We start from the raw sequence: 22,978 nt of genomic DNA, 5'->3' as shown, positions 1-22,978 counted from the left end.
TCAAGTTCCTAGCTTTGTCCACCGAATGTGAATTTCACACTCATCATCTCCTAATTTTAGACATTTTTTCTCTGTTATAGTGGTTTCATCTTGATAATAATTAATTACCCACAGGGCTAAGGTCTTATACAAGCCGCAAAGTTTATTAGGAGAACGATAATGAGTGATAAGTTGATTGGGGAATTGTTCTACTCTGAATTTATCATTGATAGCCCGGCGAGATTCTACATCCACCATGCTTGTAGCAAAGCAATTATGAATCGTTGGTTGTATGGATAAAAATTCATAAGAATTTTTCGACATTCGAAACCAGGTGGGGAAGCGTTTAATGGCATCCTCACCGAAATAATTCGCGTAAGTCTGATAGGCCTGTTCCGGAGTTATTTTTAAGATTTGCAGAGCAGCATCAAACAAGCGTTGCCATTCTTCATCAGAATAGACCGTATTCATTTGAAACTCTCTGTCATTGGGTACTTTCGCAAGGGCTTTTACTTGGCGAATTCCTTCCTCTCCTGCGAGGTCGGCAATCATTTGTATTAAAATTTTTTGCATAAGACCAACCATTCACTAACTCCTTATCAGCAATGAGGCATCTAAATTCAAATTTTAATATAGCTGTATTGCTTGCGTGTCTGGCAGCCATAATTCAAGTATGGCAGTAATCTATAGACTGTGTTTTGGCTTATAGTTAAATTTTGGCATAAAGAAGCAAAGAATGTGAAAATGATAAGAAAATTAAATAATCCCACTCATTAGGGAAGACAATTAAAACAATTCCGGCGTGCATTTTGCTTTCCAAATGGAATCGGCTCTCATGAATGGGGGCAGTAGGTTGATTATAATTATCGCATGATGAAGGAATTTCGATATTTATGGTTTTTTCACTTAATTTATTGATAGTGATTGCTGATCAATTTATGCTTTTTATCGTTAATATGTTGGTCGCAAGACACGCCGGGGAAGAGTTATTTGGAGATTTTACGGTTGCAACGAATGCACTATGGCTATTGGCAACCATCATTACTTTTGGCATTGATTCAATTATAGCTTATTACGTACCTAAATTTTATGTAAAGAAGAGGTACGGTGAAATTATTCGATTAACGGTTTCCATGAGAGGGTTTCTAAAACCCATTTATTTGACCTTATTTGTCTCAGGGTTGCTTTTAAGTTTAGCCCTTATAGGACTCGGTCAAGCGTTAACAACATTGGATTTTTTTGAGATTACGCATCCTTTTTTACTTTTTTTATGGGGTACAGTTGCACTGTCCTTATATAATATTTTCATCCAGTTTTTCCGTGCCATCGATTATATGCGTACGGCGGTAATCTTGAGTTTATGTCAAACAATCATTTATTTTCTCTTGAGTTTATTGACTTACTTTTACCTTTACCCGGTTTTTTTTCATCAAGATGCTCATTACTTTCCGCATGTCATGCTGATTGGTTTTATTTTAAGTTACGCTTTTATCTTGCTTATCTCGGTTTTTATTCAGCAGCGAACAAAAATCCAACTGTATAAGAGTCATGTCACTGTCGATCTACATAAGCAGCCTATATGGAAGGAAAAGATGTATGGATACACTATACAAAATTTGAATAGGTATATTTTCACAGCGATTCCTTTATTGGTGATTGAATGGCTAGGACATCATGAACATTCCGCGGGACTATTTTCGGCAGTTACCTCGATTATTTCATTAGCTTTTATTGCTATAGGTCCAATTGGTATTTTAATTGGTCCAGATATTTCTGCGGCTTTTGCGCAAAGTAGAATGGTACTCAAACGAACAATAAAGAAATATTTGGTGATTTGCTTTGTCACCTCGCTTGTTATCATCATCATTATGGCTTTCTTTGCCAAACCCATTCTTTTGTTGTACAAATCAAATTTTATTAATGCATTACCCTATACTTATATTTGTCTAATAAATGTTATGACCTATGCGGTTTCAATGCCTTTGTCCAAAATGATAGAGTATTCGCATAAAGGCAGCGTGGTAGGGGCAAAATTGACGATGTCTATTTTGTTATTTCAATTTATTTCATGCCTTATTCTGATTCCTTGGTTAGATTTGACAGGGGCTATTATTTGTTATGTAGGTATTAATGTTGTTTATAATGCTGTCATGGTTATTATGGCGCTAAGGATTTATCGCAGCGAACCATTTGATGGCCATACAGTTTAATAGGGCCGAAGAAAAAGGATTTCATATGCTAATTCTCTATTCCTATCCGGAGTTATTTGGTTTACCTGATAATAATCCCTTTGGCCTCAAGGTTGATACCTTTCTAAGACTGACAAAAATTAATTATCAACTGGAACATATTCTTGATACCAAGGATGCGCCTCGAGGACAATTACCCTATATTCTTGATGATGGTGAAATGATTACAGACAGCAATCGGATCATTCAATATTTGACTAAAAAATATAAGATCACTTTCGATAGCAATTTGAATCCAACGCAGAAAAATCTACATTTTCTGGTGACAAGGCTTTTGGATAATCACTTATATTGGGTGATGTCATACTCTCGTTGGCAAGATGAACGGTTTTGGCCCTTGTTTAAAGCGGAATTTTTACGCCAATTTCCGCAATTGGCTGAAAATTCTTTGGAAAAGACAAGAAATTACAACATTCAAAAGTATCATTACCAAGGCATTGGCCGCTATAAAACAGAAGAAGTTTATCAAGCTGGTATTGATAATTTAAAATGTATCGATCGAATGCTGGCCCATAATGATTTTTTCTTTGGCTCGAAATTCCATACTATTGATGCTTGCTGCTATGGATTTTTGGCAAATATCCTTTATTTTAATATAGAAACGCCACTGAAAGAGTTTATGGTGAATGAAAGCGCTCTAGGTGCCTATACAAATCGGATACGAGCTTTACTCGGTTATTAATAGACGCCTCAGTATCTATATGGCGCGCTGGAATACGGCAATAGAGCAGCATTTAGAAATATCAATAAAGAAGTCTAGTGGTTTTGTACTAACAGCTCCTTGGCATGTGAACGTGTCTGCTCGGTGATGGTCAAACCACCTAGCATACGGGCTATTTCATCAACTTTTTCTGCAACAGTCAGAGGTATTATCTGTGAGTATGTTTGATTACTATCGCTGTGTTTTTCAACAACAAAATGATGATGTGCGCAAGAAGCAACCTGTGCTTGATGAGTAACACAAAACACTTGGAGGCGCTCACCCAGTTTGCGTAATAATTGTCCCACCAAAGCAGCTGTAGCACCGCCTATTCCTACGTCCACTTCGTCGAAAAGAAGGGTAGGAGTAGAGCCACGTTGTGCGGTGATCATCTGAATGGCAAGGCTTATTCGTGAAAGCTCACCGCCAGAAGCTATTTTTACCAAAGCATCTGGCACCATACCAGGATTGGTACAAACCTTGTACTCCACTTTATCTAAACCATGTGGCTGCATTTTTTCCAAAGCAGTAAATTCAATTTCTATATAGCCTTTAGGCATGCCTAGTTGTTGAATACAGGCGGTTATTTCCTGGGCTAGTTTTACTGCGTGTAACTGCCGTGATTTTCTAAGTGTTTGAGCAGCGGATTCAAAGACTTGGATTTGTTGCTGATACTGTTGTTGTAAATAATGAGCTCTGTTTTCAGAATTTTGTAATTGCTCTAATTCTTTTTGTAATGCCTGGGCATGCTCGGGTAATTGATTGGCATCAACATGATATTTGCGTGCCGCCTGGTGTAACGCGCTAATTCTTGTTTCTACTTCCTGTAACCGTTCGGGGTCTAATTGTACCTGTTCTGAAAAATGCTTTATTTCATCAAATGCTTCTTCGCATTGAATCAGAGCGCTGTTAACTAATTCACAAGCATTCCTAATTTGAGCTTTTTCCTGTGGTAATTCATGCAGTAATTGCATGATTTGATTAAGTCCCTGGCAGATATTGGGTTCATTATCTGCGCTGAGTAGATGGGAAATTTGCTGTGTACGTTGTAAGTAATCCTGCGCGTGATGTAACAATTGATGCTCTTCATGCAAAGTCTGCATTTCATTCTCATGCAAGGCGAGTTCTGTTAACTCCTCAATTTGAAATTGTAACAAATTGATTTTATCACTTTGCAGCTCTCGATTTTGCAAGCTGTCTAGTTCTTGTTTTGTTTTTTGACACTGTTTATAGAGTTTATTGACTTCTGTGACTAACGCGCTGTGACCAGCATATTGATCCAACTGTTCTCGATGGGTTTGATGGTGCATGAGCGTTTGATGTTGATGTTGTCCGTGAATATGTACAAGCATTTCACTTAATTCTTTGACCTTCTGTAAGGGAAAAGGTTGGCCATTAATATAAGATTTAGAACGTCCTTCGCTATATAGAACCCGGCGAAGCATGATAATACCTTCATCACAACTGATATCCTGCTCTGTAAGCCAACGAGCAGGCTCCGAGTCTGCTTCAAAATGGAAGCAGGCGCTTATATCGCATTTTTCTTCGCCAGTACGGATAACGGAGGCGTCAGCACGGCCGCCTAAGGCGAGCATAAGCGCGTCAATCATGATGGATTTACCAGCCCCCGTTTCACCGGTAAAAGCGGTCATTCCATTTGCAAAATCAAGCTCCAATTGTTTAACTATGGCAAAGTTCTCAATGCGTAAGGTAGTCAGCATGATTTATCCTGGTGTTGGGCTTCCCAACCTAGTTTAACTCGTAATGTATCGTAATAATGGTAATCTCGAGGATGTAATAAACGCAGTTGCTGAGCATTTTTTTCGATAGAAACTAATTGTCCGGGTTTTACTAGTCGAGATTCATGGCCGTCACAGCTAATGCGTAAATCGCTTTCATTACGCTCACTGATTTTTAAATCAATTTTCACCTGACCATCAACGACGACGGGTCGTGAACTTAAGCTATGCGAAAACATGGGTACCAGGACAATGGCATTCAGTTGAGGATGCATAATGGGGCCGCCAGCTGATAACGCATAGGCGGTGGAACCAGTCGGGGTAGCCAGAATCATACCATCTGAACGATAACGACTGACAAATTGTTGATTGATGAACACGTCAAATTCAATCAGATGGGTCTCATTACCACGACCTAATACGACATCGTTCAAGGCATCGCCTTGGAAATAAATCTTTTCACCGTCATGAATACGGGTATGTAATAAAAAGCGTAGTTCTTCTTCGTACTTACCAGTCAACACGGCGCTAAGATGGTGTTCTATGTTATTGGGTGAAATATCAGTTAAAAAGCCCAAGCGGCCACGATTAATGCCTATTACCGGAACATTGACCTTAATTGCCATGCGTGCGGCAGATAGCAGACTGCCATCGCCGCCTACGACGACGATTAAATCCTCCTTGTCACCCATGGCCTCACGGGGAAGGGTTGGCAAATTGATATCGAAATGCGATGCGGTATCAATATCAAGAAAGGCAGTCACCTGCTGGCTTTGTAAAAAATCAACCAAACGGTGTAGGCTTTCATTAACCCCTTGATTGGCTCGATGTTGTCGTGCATACAAAATAACTCGTTTGAATCGTTGTTTCATATTCTGCTGCTTAGATTAGTAATAGCGTGGAGGATTGTAGAATGCTTTTTACAATACCATTTTTTCCCATTCAAAAAAATGGCTATATGAATGCGGTGTATAAGAAGAGAAATCCCGCTTGCGTATGGCAAGCGGGGGAGGAGTATTAATCTTCACTGGAAGCACGTGAAGCACGTTTACGTTCGTGCTCCTTCAAGGCTTTTTTACGTAGACGAATCGATTGGGGTGTAACTTCAACCAGCTCGTCATCATCGATGAATTCTAAAGCCTGTTCCAGAGTCAGTTTAATTGCTGGCGTCAGGATAATATTTTCATCACTACCTGAGGCACGGATATTGGTCAGTTGTTTTTCTTTAGTAACATTCACAACCAGGTCATTATCACGGGCATGAATGCCAACAATCATTCCTTCATAACAAACAGCTTGAGGCTCGATAAACAAACGGCCACGATCCTGTAAATTGAATAACGCAAAGGCACGTGCAGTACCTTGGCAATTGGCAATCAAAACACCATTGATGCGTTTTCCAATTCGTCCACGAATAGCAGGGCCATAATGATCATAAACATGATACATTAATCCTGTACCTGACGTACTGGACAAAAATTCGGTATGGAAACCTATCAGGCCGCGTGTTGGAATAAGATAATCGAGTCGTACACGCCCTTTTCCATCAGGAACCATGTTTTGCAGCTCGCCACGGCGTTCGCCCAGTTTTTCCATAATACTGCCCTGATGATTTTCTTCCACATCAACTGTCAGGCGCTCATAGGGTTCTTGCTGTTCGCCGTTTTCTTCACGGAGAATGACTTCTGGTTTACAGATAGCCAATTCAAAACCTTCACGCCGCATATTTTCAATGAGAATTGATAAATGTAATTCTCCACGACCCGAAACTCTGAACTTATCTGGATCTTCAGTATCTTCGACGCGTAAAGCCACATTATGGAGGAGTTCAGTTTGTAAACGTTCACGCACTTTACGACTTGTAACAAATTTGCCTTCTTGCCCGGCGAACGGTGAATCGTTAATCTGAAAGGTCATACTGATTGTGGGTTCATCAACTGTCAATGCAGGCAAGGCTTCAACGTGGTTGGGGTCGCAAAGCGTATCAGAGATATTAAGTTGTTCAATACCGGTCACAGCGATAATATCGCCTGCTCTTGCTTGCTCCACTTCAACTCGCTCAAGCCCTTTGAAACCAAGTAATTGCAATAAGCGGCCACTACGGACGTTACCGTCTTTATCAATAATTTTAACGGGCGATTTGGCTTTAATCTGACCCCGCGTAATGCGGCCGATACCAATGGTGCCTACGTAGGACGAATAATCCAGCGAGCTAATTTGCATCTGGAAAGGGCCGTCAGCGTCTACATTCGGCGGAGCGACTTTATCGATAATAGTTTGCAGTAATGCATTCATATCCGACGCTTCTTCATCCAGGTCAAGCTTGGCATAGCCATTTAAAGCAGAGGCATAAACAACCGGGAAATCAAGTTGGGCATCCGTGGCGCCAAGATTATCAAACAGATCAAAAACTTGATCCATGACCCAATGAGGCCTTGCGCCGGGGCGATCGATTTTATTGATGACTACAATAGGATTTAAACCACGGGCAAACGCTTTTTGTGTTACAAAGCGCGTTTGAGGCATCGGGCCGTCAACAGCATCGACTAACAGCAACACACTATCGACCATCGATAGAATTCGCTCAACCTCGCCGCCAAAATCAGCATGCCCTGGTGTATCGACGATATTAATTTGATGGTCACGCCAGTGTACACAGGTATTCTTGGCTAAAATAGTAATACCACGTTCTTTTTCCAGGGCGTTAGAATCCATCAGGCGCTCAACTTTAGGAGCACGCTCATTCAGAGTCCCTGTTTGTTGTAACAGTTTGTCGACCAAAGTAGTTTTGCCATGATCGACGTGAGCGATGATGGCGATATTGCGAATTTGTTCAATCATAAATGACCTATGTTTGACGATAAAGGAGGGCTACATGACTTTTACGCAGTGAAGCAAAAGCAGAGCATCTGTTCATGGATTCGACATTATACATGGATTGCTATGTAAATCCTATCAACTCGCTTCTTACTCGTGCTAAGAAGAATTAACAACGTTCACTTTGAGTCTGCAGCGACTTAATTTAAGTATAAGACATTCAACATGAAGTAATGAGAGTAGAGGCCTGTCTTTCGGCAGGCCAGGAAAAGTGGATTAATGCATTGCCAGTGGCAGACACATCAGCAAGGTCATAATATAAAAAAGGCTGGTTTTTAATGCTCGCCGCCCTTTTATCAAAATAGCCATCATGGTTAAGCCGATAACACCCGGGTAAGTCATCTCAAGTAGAGGGGCTAAAAAGGCAGCAATACCTTTAAAATCAAGGAGTGAAATGATAAATGAGAGGCCGGTCGTTATAAACAAGAGCAGTGGAAATTTGTTATCACTAAGCCTAAATAGTGAACAAAGATAGCGAGCATAGAGATTATTCAAAGCAACTGCAGTAGTCAGGCAGGAAAAAAACATGGCAACACCCATAAACAATGTCGCACTATTACCCATCGCATGTTGGGCAATACTGGGCAACATCAATTCAGGTGCTACATTCTTAATCAGAAATGAATAATGGGAGCCAAGGAATACCAGGCCCAGATAGATAAGGGCTAAAAGAGAGGCTCCGAGAATAGAGGATTTAACTGCAAACAAGATAATTTCACGAGTCTTGGCTTGTGGCAATGATTGTTGTATCTGAGTAAAAATAAGCGCCGAGAAGAAAAAAGCAGCGAATAAATCCATGGTCTGGTAACCGGTGGTAAATCCATTCATAAAAGCCACTCCTCTGGTTGCTTGATCCCTGGATTCTGGTGCTTTAAAAATAGCGATGGTAATCAAGATAACCAGAGTCGTCAGCAAGATTGGACTCATCCATTTACCCAATATTTTGATCATCACTTTGTCATTTAAACAAAAGAAAAAAGTGATAATACAAAAAACAAGACTAAAAGAGGTCAGAGTGATTTGCGGCATTAAATAACTAAAGCTACCATAAGCAACAGTAATACAACGGGGGACAACACCAAAAGAACCAAGAAGGGAAAGCATAAACAGGGGTAATAACAGACTGGCCAGTTTGCCGGCTTCACCAAAAAATGCATGGTAGTTTCCCTGATATAGTTTAATAACAAAAAGACCTAAAAGGGGTAAGAAAATGCCGGTTATCAATAGACCCGTGAAACCCATGAACCAGGAATCACCTGCCGCGTAACCAATTTGAAGTGGAAAGACCAGATTTCCTGAGCCGAAAAACATCGCAAAAATTGCGAAACCATAAACTAAGATGGATTTATATTGTTGCATAGTCTGTCCCCGATTTTTATTTTCGTTTAGGTGGTGAATACATGTGTAAAGGGTAATTAAATGGCCGCGAGGGCCACATTGACGACTAAGACAACGCAAAGAAGGAGGTTTAGAATAACAACATGATAAAAATCTATTTTTCTTGCCTGCGGCAGAAAAAATGATAATTCAGATTGTGGTGTAAACAATAATTTTACCATGAAATAAATCGTCTTTAATATGCGCAATTTTACCGCACTCTAGATCCTTTATACACATAATCGTGCTTGTTGGCAAGCGTAAACAGAGGATAGGTTTTACAAATTCTTAACTAAATTTTGCATTAATAACTGATCTTCCAGGTGTCCCGGTATGGCAAAATGAGCAAGTTTTGTCCCATGAGGAGGAATAGGAATGACAACGATTGAGAAAGACGGTGCCCTTAGGAAGCAAATACTCCATGAAGAAAGAATAAAACAGCTGGAAATGAAAGCAGAATTGGCGAAACTTAATAGTGAAAGGCGTGAAGCCAATGCCAAAGATTTCCATGCGAAAGATGCTCAAGGTAATCCTGCGCCAAAATCCTATTGGCAAAAAGTAGCTGAAAATGCGCAGGTATTGCAAAAGAAAGGTATGGAAAATTATGCGGATTGGGTTTCTGGAATGAATTCAATCATCAATACGCTCATGGATTTATCACTTGCTCTGGCTTACGATCCAATTGGGAATAGCGATTATGCCGCTTTAGGGATGCTTAATATGGCCGGGGAGTTTGCTCATGAGATGGTTCCTTTCAAACAAACTCGTGAAGCTGCTTGGGAAGGAGTGGCAGGCTGGACTATGAAGACAATGGGTGCCGGACCACTGGGAAAATTGGGCTTAGGGACGCCTATACCTGCTATAAAATTTAGCGTGAATGTAGATGATGAAGGGCGTCTAACGTCGTCAGCGACCAAGAATGGTATTGCCTTTTCAGAAAAGGAAAAAATGCATTTTGATACTGGTGTATTATGGTGGGCTGAGCAAAATGGCTACAAGCCGGAAGATCCAAAGGCAGAAACACTGGTACTAAAAGATAGTGATGGTCATGTAATGAATAGCGAGACCTTCAAGAAACTCAGTATGGGTCAAACCAAGGGTTTAAAAAGTTTGATGGAAGGACGTTTCGAAATGGCTATGGACTACGTTCATGCCTGTTCTCCACGACCTTAAAGGAACCGTGCAGATGCTCTTCCTGATGGTGGTAAAGAATTTTTATCACGATGAGTTTACCTTTGTAGCCGGGTAATGAATGATGTTATGGAAAAAAACACTGTCTTCATTCTGGTTACGGTACCCGTGAGATTGATTGGCCATAAACCGTAGCGCTTCACCCTGCTCTAAGGGTTGCCAGATCCCGTTTAGCAAGATTTCCATGTTGCCACTAACGACTACAACATGTTCAATGACACCAGCTTCATGTGGGGTTGATAAATGTTCGCAGCCAGGTAAAAGCTCAATGACAAAGAATTCAAAATTTACCTCTTCATCAAAAGGAAAAAGCGGGGTAATACGAATTTTCTCATCATGATGGCCGAGGCTCTCCCTATTGGCTGCACGGTAAATAAGACCTTGGTTAGCAATGGGGGATTCTTCTAAAAAAGAAGAAAAAGAGGTATGGAACCCATTGGCGATTTTCCATAAGGTAGCCACGGTAGGGCTGGATTCTTGGCGTTCAATTTGACCCAGCATGGCTTTACTGACCCCTGTTTCCTGAGCCGTTTTGTCGAGACTCCAACCATGCAGTTGGCGTAAGTTTCTTAAGGTCAGGGCAATATGTTGAGCTATATTTTGCAAATTTAGTTCCTAGATGCATTGTGCGTTATAGCGCACAATGATACCATACTATTCCTTGTGCGTTATAACGCATGCAACTCGGTGTGCATCAGCAAACTCACAAGAATCCTCAGAAAAATGATGACTTGGGTTTTATTATGAGTAAAAAAATCTCTCTTTCCAATATCACTGCCGCTTTTATAGCAGTACTGGTCGGATTTAGCAGTTCTGCTGCGCTTATTTTTCAGGCAGCGACAACAGCAGGAGCAACTTCGGCGGAGATTAGTTCTTGGGTTTTAGCTCTCGGGGTTGGAACAGGAATTAGTTGTATAGGGCTCTCTCTCTATTACCGCATGCCTATTTTAACTGCTTGGTCAACCCCCGGCGCTGCCTTGTTAACCACTGGGTTATCGGGTGTTTCCATGCCTGAAGCCATTGGTGCATTCATCTTTTCAGCCTTGCTCATTATAGTTGCTGGTGTAACGGGCTGGTTTGAACGAGTATTGATGCGTTTGCCGCGCGCATTAACAGCGGCAATGTTGGCAGGCATTTTGTTACGCTTTGGTTTGAATGTTTTTATTACCATGCAAGAGCAATTCTTGCTGATTTGCACGATGTTCATTAGCTACCTATTTGCTAAACGCTATTTTTCTCGCTACACCATTCCCATCGTTTTGCTGGTAGGGATATTAGATGCTGCAGGTCAAGGTCTATTGCAGTGGCAAAATGTGCATGTTGCCGTTTCTTCGCCAATATTTACGATGCCAGTTTTTTCATGGTCGGTAGTACTTAGCATTGGTATTCCGCTCTTTCTGGTTAATATGACTTCACAAAATATTCCAGGTGTTGCCGCACTTCATCATGCTGGTTACCATCCACCGATTTCTCCTTTGATTAGCTGGACAGGTATTACGAATTTCCTTTTAGCTCCTTTTGGTGGGTATGCTTTTAATTTGGCTGCTTTTACGGCTGCAATATGCATGAGTGAAGAGGCAGGTAAAGAGCCGACTCAACGCTACCGTGCAGCGGTTTGCGCAGGATTTTTCTATTTTATCTGTGGAATTTTTGGGGCTACAGTAGTTGCCTTATTATCTGCTTTTCCCCGTGAATTAGTTTTAGCGATAGCAGGATTAGCTTTATTCGGTACCATTGCAAATAGTTTGAAAGCTGCATTAGAAGAGGAAAAACAACGTGAATCTGCTTTAATTACCTTTCTTGTTTCTGCTTCGGGAATATCTCTTTGGGGAATTGGGGCGGCTTTTTGGGGGTTAATAGCAGGTGTACTATCCTTAGTATTATTAACTCATTATAAAGTTTCCTCTTCACAAGAAGTAACTGATTTGAGGACTTTACGTGAATGAATGAAAGGCGGTTTATGTTCTTATGATTACCTTAACTGACAATGACCGCCAATATTGCTTTTTTCTCACTCAGACTCAATCCCCGACTCAATATAACTTAGGTCGTTATTTGCAGGAACAAGGTTGGTCTGCGAGCCATTTTGAAGAGCAGGCTGATTTTGGGGAAGGAAATTTACACTTTAATCTGCAGGCAGCTGAACAACTTGAATTTAAACATCGTTTGGCCGAGTTAGTGCATCAATTTTGTTCCGCGGTGATGCCCCTGACTTATTGTATTAACGATCAAACCTGGCCCGCGGTATTGCAAGACATAGCTGATAAATACTATCGCCACGGTTGGCAATACTTGGATCAAATTGATAATTTGGTGTGGATCTTAAAGCCGGCATTATTGAACAATGGCAAAGAAATAAAAATTTTTCAGAAATTAAGCGAATTAGAGCAGCATTTTCTTTCTACCAGGCGCCTGGGTGGCGAACAGGTCTTACAGCGTTATCTAACAGAGCCCCATTTGTTACGTGATAGACATAAGTACAGTATCCGTATGTTTGTAGTGCTTACTAATTACGCAGGAGTTTATCTTTATCCGCAAGGCTATTTTAATGTTGCCTTGCATCCGTTTGAACCACAAAATTTTCTTGATCTTCGCCCGCATTTGACGAATGAACATTTAAGTGATGAAGAGGCAAATGTAGTTCAGATTCCAGCGCAGCGGTTTGCGACTTTTACTGCATTTTACCCGTTAATAAAATCAATTTTGTCTGAGGTGATGGGGGGGCTGCAACAGCTCTACCCACAAGCCTTTGTCTGTAATCAACGGCGTGAATTGGCTATCTTTGGTTTTGATTTTATGGTTGATAAAGATCAGCGATTGTGGCTCCTGGAAGCCAATCATGGGCCGTGCTTTCCTATCGATGATGAGCACCCCTTACAAAAATATTTGTATTATGATTTCTGGCAGGCTTTTATTGCTAGCTTCGTTATGCCTATAGCGACAGAATGTACGATTGAACAAATTCAATATCAACAATTTGAACCTATCTGAGTCTTGTCTTCTGCATGTTAATTGTAAAAGAGTGACTACTGGCGACATTGAGTTTTTGTAGACTGTTTGACAAAGAACAATGAGTAAATTAGGATAAATTCGATTTTTAAAGATGGCACGGGGTGCCGGGTTACCGGCTGAGAAATACTCGTTGAACTTGAACTGGATAATACCAGCGTAAGGATGCCTTCAAAAGATCTATTACCCGATTTTAGGGCTGCTAACATTTCATTGGCTTGAGAAGTGTAACTGGCTCCTGGGTAATGGAGCCCTTTTGCCATCTCCCTTTATTTTTTACCCAGGAGATCGAGCAATGCAGACACTTCATTCAAGAACGACCCTTCTTCTAAATTGGCGCGCTAATCCTTACCATACGCCGATTTTTGTTGCTCAGGCAAAGGGATATTATCGTCAGGAGGGCATCCACCTGGCTATTATGGAGCCTAATGATCCCAGTGATGTCACGGAGATTGTTGGTTTGGGCAAGGTGGATTTTGGAGTTAAAGCAATGATCCACACCGTAGCGGCGCGAGCCAAGGGCTATAATCTAAGTTCCATTGGCACGTTGCTTGATGAACCACCTACGGGCCTTATTGCCTTAAAATCAAGTGGTATTCAGACCTTTCATGACATTGTAGGCAAGCGAGTTGGTTATATTGGTGAGTTTGGCAAAAAAATTATTGATGATTTAGCAAAACTTGCAGGGATTGCCGCTTCAAGTTATGAAACAGTCCGTATTGGTATGAATCTTACAGACGCTATTTGCCGTAATAAAATCGATGTGGGAATTGGTTTTATTAATTTTCAACGGGTTGAATTGGACTATTTATGCGGGGAAACCATTTTTTTACGTCTCGATCAATTAGCCGGGCTTGGTTGCTGTTGCTTTTGCTCCATTCAATTGATTGTGCCTGAGACGACGCGACAGCAGCCGGAGTTGATTAAAGGTTTTTTAAGAGCGACTCAACGGGGTGCAGCCTACACAACTGAATATCCCGATGAAGCCTTTGAATTGCTATGCGAGCAGCAACCCCAACTGCGGCAAGAGATGTATCAGAGAGTATTCATCCGTACTTTACCCTTTTTTTCCCGAACCTTGCTCAATGTTTCCCGTGATTGGAAGAAAGTCAGAGATTATAGTGAGCATTTGCAAATTATTGATAAGGCGTTTGACATTCGTCATTGTTATAGTAATGAATTTTTACCAGCAAATCCTTATTCTGAACTTGATCCAATTGCTTGCTGTATCGAATCAATCGATACGATTGAAGGTTAGCTAAGGCCTTTTTCTTGTGTTAGTTTTTTTCTGCGGGTGGGATTATCACTGTTTCCACCCACGCTCTGCCAGGACCAAAATAATAGAGGCAAACAAGCAGAAAGCACAGCTCACTGCAATTTCGTTGCCATCGGTTTCTTAAAGGACATGAATTTAATAAAAATCAAGAGCATCTGGTACGTTGTTTGCTAAACTATTATAAAAAGTAAAAGAAATGGGGGATCTCCATGAAGCCTTTGATTCTACATCCCACCGAACTTAGCCAGTGGCATGCCTTAGTAAATGAGGCGCAGGCGTCTACTAGTCTCGTACTCAATGAAAATACAGAAAGTTATTTGGTTTTCCTGCTAATGCGGTTTTCCCAGGGGACTAAATTAATAGAATCAGTTATTGCTCTTGATTTTCTTGAGTCAATGAATAATCCAAGACGGCGCCAGCTCGAATTATTAAGAGATGTAGGTGATAAAAGCTTGCTTTTTTGTGGGCTTTTTCCAGGGATAGCCGAGCGCCGTCACCTCAGTCTTGATTATTTTGCCGATATGGGGCAGGCCGCTTATCTAACGATGGGTGAATTGCAGGATAGGCAAGAAGGGGACCTCTATCTGCAATTAAGCGCGCAATTTCTTCATCTCCAACAAATTTTACGGGCAATGCGCGGTGATTTTTTGCAATGTAGCAATGATAGAATGCTGAAGATAAATGTCCCTTTGCAATAAACTTGGTTTCATCTTGGTTAGCGAAATTTTTTTGTATTTCGCTAACTTATACAAAAATAAGACTTAATTAATGATTAATGGTTAAATAATTTTCACCTACAACTGTTTTTAACAATTGGTAGGCAGGATGTTTTTGCGAGTTAACTTTTTTTAACTGCAATTGTCCGCCGCGATTTTCCATATAAGTAGGTTGATAGCTTACCTTGTTAATCACGGTAGCTTCATCGCGTTTTTCCAAATAGAGTGATAGCAAACCGCTAGCACGGTTTTTCAAGCTGCCTTGATTAGAAATAAAATTACCTAATGAATAAGCAACAAAGACCCGTTTCCCCCTGGCATTTAACCAGGCAAAGGGTTGTACGCAATGGGGATGGGAGCCTAAAATAGCCAGAGCACCAGCTTCTGCTAATTCTTGGGCAAATCGTTGCTGGATTTTATTGGGACGGCTTTGATATTCGATACCCCAGTGGGGAGTCACAATAACGGCATCATGTGTTTTAGCAAGTTCTGCTACCAGTTGTAACACCAGTTCTTTATCGCGCTGACATAGCAAGACTTGACGATGTTTATCAGCAATACCATTGGTGTCTTGGGTACAAGCTAACCAGGCTATTGAAAGATCGTTTGTTTTGGTTTCTGTATACCAGGCATCTTCGCTGTTCTGCCTGCGAGTGCCTGTAAAAGCCAGTTCGTTCTCATGGAGGGCCACAATGGTTTTGTTAATGCCGATAGCGAAGCGATCCAGAGTATGGTTATTGGCTGTGGAAACAATATCAAAGCCAGAGGCTTTTAAGGCACCAATCAATGCTGGGGGGTAATTAAACATAGGATAGGCGGTATAAGCTTTGCTGATACTGGTTGTTGTTTTGCCGTGCTGGTCAACCATTTCCGCCGCAGGTCCTTCTAAATTCCCATAAGTCAGATCAGCTTCTTTCAAGGCAGGTATTACCGGCTCCCAAAGCGTACTAAATCCATCAGCAAGACCTTTGTGTTGTAAAGGAGGGTGTAAAAGCACATCCCCTACGGCAATAATATGGACCTTGGTTGCATGTAAAGAAGAAATTAGCAACAGGTTAAGCAAAGCATAGCGCATCTGCATAACTGGCTCTCGGCAATCGATAGGTAAATTAATTTTTATACAAGCAATATGCCAAGGTTTAGAACATTATCTTTTAAATCAGGCGGTAGAGGCCAATTATCAACACACCCTCGTACCGATCCTGTTGAAAAGCGCTTATTTGCGAAATAGTAGTGTAATATCAATGGCATCAAAGCTGTAGTGCTTATTACAAAAGTCACAACTGACTTCTATTTTTCCTTGCTCTGCCAGTAATTGCTTGGTTTCTTCTTCACCAAGAATAGTTAAAACCTGTTTCATTTTTTCTTCGCTACAGCGGCATTTGAAGTACACGGGACGGTTGTCAAAAAGGCGTAATTCGGTTTCATGATAAAGACGATATAACAGGGTTTGATTATCGAGTGTTAAGAGCTCTTTATCGCTCACGGTTTGACCCAATTGGACGGCATACTCCCAAAATTGTTCACGTTGGACAGTATCTTGTCCTGGCATTAATTGCAGCAACATACCGGCCGCCATGTCATCACCAATAGCCAACCAGACTCGACTGGCAACCTGCTCTGATTGCGCAAAATAATGCATTAAATTTTCGCTCATCGAGGTAGCCTGAATAGGGACAACACTTTGATAAGTTTGAGTTTGCTTGTATTGATTAATGGTTAATACCATCTGTCCATTTAAAAAGGCCTCAGCATAATCACTTATCTCAAGATTTTCTTCATACTTGGCAAAAGCACGCAGCTGTAATTGATTATCACACTGTACTAACAACAGCGGTAAACGCTTGTCACCTTGGAATTGTAAACTTAATTCCCCTTCGAATTTGATACTGCCTGCCAAAAGCAGGCAAGAGATCAAGGCTTCGCCGAGTAAGTGTTTTACCATAGCTGGATAGGGGCGCTGAGCCATGATGGTTTGATAACTTTCTTTGGCGTGGGCTATTTCACCGCGAATACTGGCATGTTCAAATAAAAAGCGTTGAAGAGAGTCAGTTTCTTTCATCTTGGACCTTAAGGGCAACAAATCGATTAATTCTACCATAAAGTAGATTGCTTGCCTGCCTGCGAGTGACAAGCGATAATAGCCTTTTTCGAAACGCATTGGTTTCGAAGGATCTAAATGTTTCATTTTTGTTCGAGAATAACGCATGCTTAATCCACAGCAAAAGGCGGCTGTCCGATATATTGATGGGCCTTTATTAGTGCTGGCTGGTGCTGGTAGTGGTAAAACGCGAGTGATTACTCAAAAAATAGCCTATCTTATTGAACACTGCGGTTATACAGCCAACACGGTCTGTGCAGTTACCTTTACCAATAAAGCGGCTAATGAAATGCGTGCGCGAGTCGCTGCTGTCTTGCCAGCGGCTAAGCGGCATGGTTTAAGAGTAGCTACCTTTCATACCCTGGGCTTGAGCATTATTAAACGGCATGTTGCCTTATGTGATTTAAAAACCGGATTTTCCATTTTTGATAGCGAGGACTGTCTGCAATTGTTGCGTGGATTTTTACCCGTTGGTAAAGCCAATGAGCGTGATTATCTTATGCAGATACAACAACAAATTTCACGTTGGAAAAATGATTTACTCGAGCCTCATGAGGTGAGTGGTTGTATTACCGATTTGCCGATTTACGAAGAAGCCGCTTTAATTTACCCTCGTTATCAACAAGCTTTAAAAGCCTATAATGCCGTCGATTTTGATGATTTAATTCGTTTGCCGGTCCGTCTTTTAAGTCATCATGCTGAGCTACGCGAATATTGGCAAAATAGAATTCGTCATTTACTGGTAGACGAGTATCAGGATTCTAATACCAGTCAGTACAGTCTGGTCAAGCTTCTGGTTGGTGTACGTGCGCACTTTACGGTAGTAGGTGATGATGATCAATCTATTTATGCCTGGCGGGGGGCTAAGCCAGAAAACCTTGCTCAGTTACAACGCGATTACCCCCAATTAAAACTAATAAAATTGGAACAGAATTATCGTTCCACTAGCCGAATCTTGCATGCCGCCAACCATTTAATTGCCAATAATACGCATTTGTTTAGTAAAAAATTATGGAGCGAATTGGGACATGGTGAACTGTTACGTGTTTTGTGTTGTAAGGATGAAAATGATGAGGCCGAGCAGGTGGTCGCGGATTTAATCAGTCAAAAATTACGTCAGGGCACTCAGTATGGGGATTACGCTATTTTGTATCGCGGCAATCATCAATCACGAATTTTTGAAAAAATGTTACGTCATCATGGTATTGCGTACCATATTAGTGGTGGGCAATCCTGGTTTGCACGCCCGGAAGTTAAGGATATTTTTGCCTACCTTAAATTACTTTGTAATGAGGCTGATGATGCGGCTTTTTTAAGGGTAATCAATACGCCCAAACGGGGTATTGGTGAGACAACCTTGGATGCCTTAGGGCATTATGCTCAAACACGAGGTCAAAGTCTTTATCTCTGCTGTGATCATCTGGCACTGAGCAGCCAGATTGCCGATAAGCCACGGATGGCTTTACAAGTATTTAAAGGATGGATGGATACCATAAAAACACGTATTCAAACCGAGCCAGTATTGGAAGTTTTACGTGAAATGATAGAGGACAGTGGTTATGAGGCTTATGTTTATGAGCAAAGCGATACACCGGCCAAAGCTCAAAAACGCATGGACAATGTTTGGGAGTTAATAGAATGGGTTGGACGTTTACTGGCTAAAGATGCTACCCAGCAATTAGCGGATGTGATTAATAAATTGATTCTTATTGATATTTTAGAACAAGCAGATGAACACGATGCTAATACAGTGCAACTAATGACGCTGCATGCTTCAAAAGGTTTGGAGTTTCCTTTTGTGTATCTGGTCGGTATGGAGGAGGAATTATTGCCGCATCGGGTGAGTATCGATACAGAGCAAATAGAAGAAGAGCGGCGTTTAGCTTATGTCGGGATTACCCGTGCACAAAAGAGCCTCTGTTTAACGTTGGCTAGACAGCGTCGTCGTGTCGGTGAATTGCAGGAATGCCAACCCAGTCGCTTTTTGGATGAATTACCGCAAGATAGCCTGGAATGGTATGGTAAGAGCGGTGAGCGTAACGAGGCCAAATCAAAGGCCCTGGCGCAGTCTCATTTGGCAGGATTAAAAAACTTATTGGCTTAATTCTTAAATAATCTTACATTGGTTATCAGTCTTATTATTTCAGGGCTTACAAAAATTTGAGGTCGAGGCAACATTTGCTTTTAATGAGAGAGTTTAGCCATTACGAAATGACCGAATTAAAAGCGAATTTTAACGAAGGGATCGGAGTTTTATAGAAGCCCGGTATTCTTAATAATTACTGTGAAAAGAAGGACCTGATCAATGAAGCAAAGCGAGAATTCGACGGATTTATTTCAGCCTACTGGTTTAGGCTCACTTAAGCTAGCTAATCGTATTGTTATGGCACCGCTAACACGTAGTCGTGCAGGTAAAGGGGATGTGTTAGGTCTGATGAATGCGGAGTATTATGCGCAGCGAGCCAGTGCAGGGCTAATCATCAGTGAAGCAACTCAAATTTCACAACAAGGTAAAGGTTATGCCTTTACTCCGGGTATTTATACTGAAGAACAGATTGCCGGTTGGAAATTGTCTACTGACGCCGTGCATGCCCAAAAAGGCCTTATCTTTGCGCAATTATGGCATGTGGGGCGTATTTCCCATCCTGATTTGCAGCTTGACCATCAATTACCGGTTGCCCCCTCTGCAATCAAGCCTGAAGGAAAAGCGTTCACGGAAACCGGGTTTAAAGATCTTGTTACCCCTCGTGCCTTGGAAACAGAGGAAATTCCGGGCATCGTCAAAGACTATGTCCATGCGGCTCGCTGTGCCAAAAAGGCAGGCTTTGATGGGATTGAAATTCATGCCGCCAATGGCTATCTCATCGATCAATTTATGCGCGATAAAACCAACAAACGAACGGATCGTTATGGTGGTAGTTTGGAGAATCGCGCTCGCCTCTTATTAGAACTGGTCGATGCCCTCAAAGAGGTCTGGCCAGGGGATAAAATAGGTATTCGGTTCTCACCAGTTAGCCCGGCTAATGATATTGCCGATAGTAATCCAATGGCTACTTTTTCTTATATGGTCAGTGCGCTTAATGAGTTTGCTTTGGCTTATATCCATTGTGTTGAAGGCGTTACTATTGGGCCGCGTACTATCCCTGCAGACTTTAGCTTTGCTACCCTGCGCACTTTATTCAAAGGCCAGTATATGGCCAATAATGGTTATGACTTGCCGCTTGCCGTGCAAGCTCGTGAGAAAAATCTGGCTGATTTAATCTGTTTTGGTCGCCCTTTTATCGCCAATCCTGATTTAGTTGAACGTTTGCAAACTGGGGCAAGGCTGAACGAAGCGCCCCGGGAGTTATGGTATGGCGGTGGGGAACATGGTTATACCGATTGGCCGACCTTGGCTGAGGAGTTAGCTAAAAAGAAGGCTGAATGAAAATTAAAGGGCAGTATTGGTTTACCATACTGCCCTTTAATTGTTATGCGGCTGGGGAACTAACTCGGTGAGATAAATCGGCCAGGAAATCTTCCGTGGTTGTCGTTTTATGGGAAAATAATCCAAAAATACCATTCGTGCGATGGATCTTATAGATAGGTTGTTGGGCTTCCTCTCTAATGATTGCTGCCGCAGTCTGATCGCCTCCCTTTTGACGTAACTTGTCATGTTGTAATGAGCTCAACTGCTCAGCTTTGCCTTTGGCTAGGGTTTGTCCCATCACAACATGACTCAAATGTGCATCTTTGAAGCGTTTAATGCGGAAATCAGCTTGATGACGGCGCCAGTCTTCCGAAATTGTGTCAACATCTTTTTGATCCAGTTCCACGCGGGGCGCAACAGACGGTTGGCCAGTTTGTTTATCCCAGGCTGTACCTAGCCCTAATCGTTGCTTAGGATTGTTGAATTGGCTGAATGCACTATCCCAGAGTGTTGCTAAACCATAGATTGGAAGAGTAATTAATTTGAGTATGCGTGTTGGTAGATCAGCACTGTGATCATGGCCATGGCCAGCTTCCAGGCGCTCTTCTAAAAGCCCTTTGGTGGAGTGGCTATGTGCATGCTCATGAGGGAGGAAGTAATGGACATCTTCAAAGCCCTCGCTGACAATGCCCAGAATTGCAGAGACAATTTCTGGAACCCCTGGCATCCTATCAGCAGTCACTCCGATACTGACTAAGTGACCAAGGAATAGCAGAACACGTAGAGGTGTGATAGTAACGGCTAATATTAAGCGAGCAGGGTTAACTATTTGCCCCCAGTTTTCTCGTTCTCTAAAGGCCTTAAACGCTTGAACGATTTTTTCCCCTCTGGTTTTTAGAGGATGTTCCCTTAACCATGTACGTAACTTTTGTTCATCCTCATTCACCAGCTCACCTTCCGTTGGAGCCAAGTGTTTGGCAAGAAAGGTTTCCAGTCTATTCAATTCGTTAATAATTTGCTTCTTTTGAACCAGATCTTCTTGGCTTAGATGTTTGTAACTGTAATGGTGCAGTAATTTCAATTGAGCTTTATAGTCTTTGAAAAATTGTGGGCAATCCTTGTCTTTAGTGTTGGGGAAATTTTCCAACAGATAGGCATTTCTCGGGAATTTAGACTCTGTCATTTCCTCAATCATTTCTAGCGATTCGCTAGTATTTTCCATATTAAAAACAAGCGCGGACATACTGGTAATTAGGGGATTGAGAAAACCCATTACATAGCTGGGTACGTTTCTCATCCATGGGAAAAGAGGGCGTGTATTTTGCGCAACGGTCCACCAGGTACCTGCCGTGCAAGCAGTCAGAGCCAGTGTAAGACTAAGAAGAAAGAGTGCAGTTGCCGTAATAAATAGGTTGCGTGGCGTGAATCCTTCTTCCTGAACATTTCGTTTAATTTTATGATACCACTTACGCACAGTATCGTTATTAATCATATCGGTAACAGCGTTAAAGGTTAGAAAACCATAGGCACTACCAGCAACGATAGCCATGGGAACGATCAACATCGGTAAGCTTGCAGCCGGGATAGCAACCAGGAATGGAATGACCTCAAAGGCTTCGACGAGCAGGTAAGTTGTGCCATAGCCCATAAAGAAGCCGGCAAATAGACTGAATATCTTTACTGCATTGTAGGTAGCACGGCGCTGTTCTAATAACTCAATTTGTTCGGCTTGACCATTCAGAGCCAACCAATCACGTAGCTCTTGCTCATACTCGCTGAGTTCCCTGCGGTCACCTGCCCTGGGGAATAATTGGGTAGCGAACCATTTTTCCATGTCACCTAAGGTTTTCTCGATCAGTTTTTTTCTGGCTGCATCTTCTTTGCTTAGCCGTTTATGACCGAATGCGTGTAATAAATGTAATTGGGCTTCGTAATCCTTGAAAAATTGTGGACATTTTACTTTCGTATCAGGGAATTTTTCTAAAAGGTATTCGTTGGCGAGATGATTTTGTAAGTAATCGTTTTTAAAAAATAATTTTTTTAGGGCGCCACTGATGTTTTGTAAATAAATTTCACCCTCGTAAGCGACAGATAAAGTAAGCGCCATTCCTGCAACAGTCAGAGTGGGGAATAAAACAAACATACCACCAAAGCTTAATAAGCCTAAAATCAAGCTCGCGCCGGTAGCAAGAAGGAGGAGGAGGAGGTAATAGGGAATTTTTTTTGCTTTTACTTTCATTGTTCACCACACAAGCAAACCAAAGGAAGTGGAACTTTATAACAAATGAAAATGATTATCAATAACCTTACGAACAAAAAAAAATCATATTGTTTTATAGAGAGATTTATCCCGAT

At 41.6% G+C, this 22,978-nt stretch carries 18 protein-coding genes and 1 riboswitch; of the genes, 9 read left to right on the top strand and 9 right to left on the bottom strand.

The window, feature by feature from the left end:
* Entirely contained in the window at positions 1-564 is a 564-nt protein-coding gene (locus ACN4Z1_RS00645; RefSeq protein ID WP_228363654.1) for a heme NO-binding domain-containing protein, read from the bottom strand.
* A 308-nt stretch (positions 565-872) separates the two neighbouring features.
* Between ACN4Z1_RS00645 and ACN4Z1_RS00640 the strand changes: the two genes are divergently transcribed.
* Together ACN4Z1_RS00640 and ACN4Z1_RS00635 are read left to right on the top strand one after the other, a co-directional pair.
* On the top strand, positions 873-2,189 hold the full coding sequence (locus ACN4Z1_RS00640) for a hypothetical protein (protein ID WP_228363655.1): 1,317 nt from the start codon (positions 873-875) through the stop codon (positions 2,187-2,189).
* Positions 2,190-2,214: 25 nt separating this feature from the next.
* The gene (locus ACN4Z1_RS00635) at positions 2,215-2,910 is read left to right on the top strand and encodes a glutathione S-transferase family protein (protein ID WP_228363656.1); all 696 of its coding nucleotides are present in this window, start codon (positions 2,215-2,217) and stop codon (positions 2,908-2,910) included.
* A gap of 74 nt (positions 2,911-2,984) precedes the next feature.
* Here the strand turns inward: ACN4Z1_RS00635 and recN are convergent, their stop codons facing one another.
* The 4 genes from recN to ACN4Z1_RS00615 form a co-directional block, all read right to left on the bottom strand.
* Complete coding sequence (recN, locus tag ACN4Z1_RS00630) at positions 2,985-4,649, bottom strand: DNA repair protein RecN (RefSeq protein WP_228363657.1); 1,665 nt, start codon at positions 4,647-4,649, stop codon at positions 2,985-2,987.
* Complete coding sequence (locus ACN4Z1_RS00625) at positions 4,643-5,539, bottom strand: NAD(+) kinase (RefSeq protein ID WP_228363658.1); 897 nt, start codon at positions 5,537-5,539, stop codon at positions 4,643-4,645. Before ACN4Z1_RS00625 ends, recN begins: the two co-directional genes overlap by 7 nt.
* A 145-nt stretch (positions 5,540-5,684) precedes the next feature.
* Positions 5,685-7,508: a translational GTPase TypA gene (typA, locus tag ACN4Z1_RS00620; RefSeq protein ID WP_115220118.1), complete on the bottom strand. Its 1,824-nt coding sequence runs from the start codon at positions 7,506-7,508 to the stop codon at positions 5,685-5,687.
* Between the two features lie 252 nt (positions 7,509-7,760).
* Complete coding sequence (locus tag ACN4Z1_RS00615) at positions 7,761-8,903, bottom strand: branched-chain amino acid transport system II carrier protein (RefSeq protein WP_115220119.1); 1,143 nt, start codon at positions 8,901-8,903, stop codon at positions 7,761-7,763.
* A 393-nt stretch (positions 8,904-9,296) separates the two neighbouring features.
* On the opposite strand from ACN4Z1_RS00615, the gene ACN4Z1_RS00610 reads away from it, so the two are divergent.
* Complete coding sequence (locus ACN4Z1_RS00610) at positions 9,297-10,094, top strand: hypothetical protein (protein WP_228363659.1); 798 nt, start codon at positions 9,297-9,299, stop codon at positions 10,092-10,094.
* Positions 10,095-10,139: 45 nt separating this feature from the next.
* On the opposite strand, the gene ACN4Z1_RS00605 is transcribed toward ACN4Z1_RS00610, so the two are convergent.
* On the bottom strand, positions 10,140-10,718 hold the full coding sequence (locus ACN4Z1_RS00605; RefSeq protein ID WP_115220121.1) for a helix-turn-helix domain-containing protein: 579 nt from the start codon (positions 10,716-10,718) through the stop codon (positions 10,140-10,142).
* Between the two features lie 137 nt (positions 10,719-10,855).
* On the opposite strand from ACN4Z1_RS00605, the gene ACN4Z1_RS00600 reads away from it, so the two are divergent.
* The 4 genes from ACN4Z1_RS00600 to ACN4Z1_RS00585 all read left to right on the top strand — a co-directional run bounded on the left by ACN4Z1_RS00600 (position 10,856) and on the right by ACN4Z1_RS00585 (position 15,095).
* Positions 10,856-12,058 (top strand): benzoate/H(+) symporter BenE family transporter, encoded by a 1,203-nt coding sequence (locus ACN4Z1_RS00600; RefSeq protein WP_115222611.1) that lies wholly within the window; start codon positions 10,856-10,858, stop codon positions 12,056-12,058.
* Positions 12,059-12,080: 22 nt separating this feature from the next.
* The gene (locus tag ACN4Z1_RS00595; protein WP_228363660.1) at positions 12,081-13,103 is read left to right on the top strand and encodes a tubulin--tyrosine ligase family protein; all 1,023 of its coding nucleotides are present in this window, start codon (positions 12,081-12,083) and stop codon (positions 13,101-13,103) included.
* A gap of 108 nt (positions 13,104-13,211) precedes the next feature.
* Positions 13,212-13,304: riboswitch (TPP riboswitch) on the top strand.
* 112 nt (positions 13,305-13,416) lie between these two features.
* Positions 13,417-14,379, top strand: coding sequence for an ABC transporter substrate-binding protein (locus ACN4Z1_RS00590; RefSeq protein ID WP_228363661.1), 963 nt, complete (start codon positions 13,417-13,419; stop codon positions 14,377-14,379).
* Between the two features lie 227 nt (positions 14,380-14,606).
* Positions 14,607-15,095, top strand: coding sequence for a hypothetical protein (locus tag ACN4Z1_RS00585; RefSeq protein ID WP_115220124.1), 489 nt, complete (start codon positions 14,607-14,609; stop codon positions 15,093-15,095).
* Positions 15,096-15,162: 67 nt separating this feature from the next.
* On the opposite strand, the gene ACN4Z1_RS00580 is transcribed toward ACN4Z1_RS00585, so the two are convergent.
* Positions 15,163-16,194: a CapA family protein gene (locus tag ACN4Z1_RS00580; RefSeq protein ID WP_228363662.1), complete on the bottom strand. Its 1,032-nt coding sequence runs from the start codon at positions 16,192-16,194 to the stop codon at positions 15,163-15,165.
* A gap of 135 nt (positions 16,195-16,329) precedes the next feature.
* The gene (gene hslO / locus ACN4Z1_RS00575) at positions 16,330-17,175 is read right to left on the bottom strand and encodes an Hsp33 family molecular chaperone HslO (RefSeq protein WP_115222612.1); all 846 of its coding nucleotides are present in this window, start codon (positions 17,173-17,175) and stop codon (positions 16,330-16,332) included.
* Between the two features lie 145 nt (positions 17,176-17,320).
* On the opposite strand from hslO, the gene ACN4Z1_RS00570 reads away from it, so the two are divergent.
* Both ACN4Z1_RS00570 and ACN4Z1_RS00565 read left to right on the top strand, forming a co-directional pair.
* A complete protein-coding gene (locus ACN4Z1_RS00570; RefSeq protein WP_228363663.1) occupies positions 17,321-19,318 on the top strand; it encodes a UvrD-helicase domain-containing protein in 1,998 nt (665 codons plus the stop codon).
* A gap of 201 nt (positions 19,319-19,519) precedes the next feature.
* Positions 19,520-20,641: an alkene reductase gene (locus tag ACN4Z1_RS00565; RefSeq protein ID WP_228363664.1), complete on the top strand. Its 1,122-nt coding sequence runs from the start codon at positions 19,520-19,522 to the stop codon at positions 20,639-20,641.
* Between the two features lie 43 nt (positions 20,642-20,684).
* On the opposite strand, the gene ACN4Z1_RS00560 is transcribed toward ACN4Z1_RS00565, so the two are convergent.
* Entirely contained in the window at positions 20,685-22,862 is a 2,178-nt protein-coding gene (locus tag ACN4Z1_RS00560; RefSeq protein ID WP_304608151.1) for a hypothetical protein, read from the bottom strand.
* Between the last annotated feature and the right edge of the window lie 116 nt (positions 22,863-22,978).

The sequence above is a fragment of the Legionella sp. ST3F1 genome, assembly GCF_048553315.1.
GTDB classification, from domain to species: domain Bacteria; phylum Pseudomonadota; class Gammaproteobacteria; order Legionellales; family Legionellaceae; genus Tatlockia; species Tatlockia donaldsonii.
This window is presented reverse-complemented; position numbering and strand designations above follow the sequence as displayed.